The following is an 809-nucleotide window of genomic DNA, read 5'->3' as shown; positions in this document are numbered from 1 at the left end:
GCAGGTTGTGCGAATGCGTGCCGTCCTCAACGCTGGCGGTTCTCGCCCATCACGTCACGAAGGACGGTTCACGGACATCCCGCCCGGCATCGCTATGGAGCTTCCACGCCACGCCTCAAGACCGGCGCCGCAAGGTGCGGCCGGGGCGTTCTCGCTTGTCGTCGGATGGTTGACCTGGCCCGCGTCAGTGGGCGAGCCGGTGCTGCCTTCGTGCGGGGATGCCGAGCCGGCCCTGCCTCCTTTCGATGCGGTTCGGCCCAAGGCGTCCTTGTGTTGTTGTGAATCCTAGCGGTGGCGCGGCTGCGCCTCGGGCTTCATGGCTGCAACCGTCCGGCGAAAACAATTTCCCCTGCTTTGTCACTGCGTTCGGCGCATTCCTCGCGGGACAAATTCTTTTCGCCTCCCGGCTCTCCACTGCGTTGCGACCGCAAGCGGTGCAGCCCGCCCGTCCCCCGCCGGCCGGATCACAACAAGGACGCGATGGGCGCGAACCTTGTTCCACCAAAAGGAGTTTCATCATGGCCAACATCGGCACCTTCACCGCAGACAAAGACGGCTTCACCGGCACGCTTCGCACCCTGACGCTCAAAGTCAAGGTCAAGCTGGTGCCCAACGACAAGGGGGACAACGAGAAGGCCCCGGACTTCCGCCTGCAGGCCGCCAGCCACGACATCGGCGCGGCGTGGAAGAAGACCAGCGAGGCCGGGCGGGAGTACATCTCCGTGACCCTCGACGATCCTTCGTTCCCGGCCACGGTCTATGCCCGCCTGATCGAAGGAGAGAACGGCACGCACGACCTGATCTGGTCG

Annotated in this window: 1 protein-coding gene; it reads left to right on the top strand. The window is 64.9% G+C overall.

The window, feature by feature from the left end; genetic code table 11:
• Positions 1 to 518 precede the first annotated feature (518 nt).
• Positions 519 to 809 (top strand): DUF736 domain-containing protein (locus AAHM38_RS25470; protein WP_342234426.1); only part of this gene is annotated, 291 nt, incomplete at its 3' end.

Source organism: Ralstonia sp. OTU4908, assembly GCF_038440115.1.
Lineage (GTDB): Bacteria > Pseudomonadota > Gammaproteobacteria > Burkholderiales > Burkholderiaceae > Ralstonia > Ralstonia pickettii.
The sequence above is the reverse complement of the archived record's forward strand: the minus strand, read 5'-3'. Positions and strand labels throughout refer to the sequence as shown.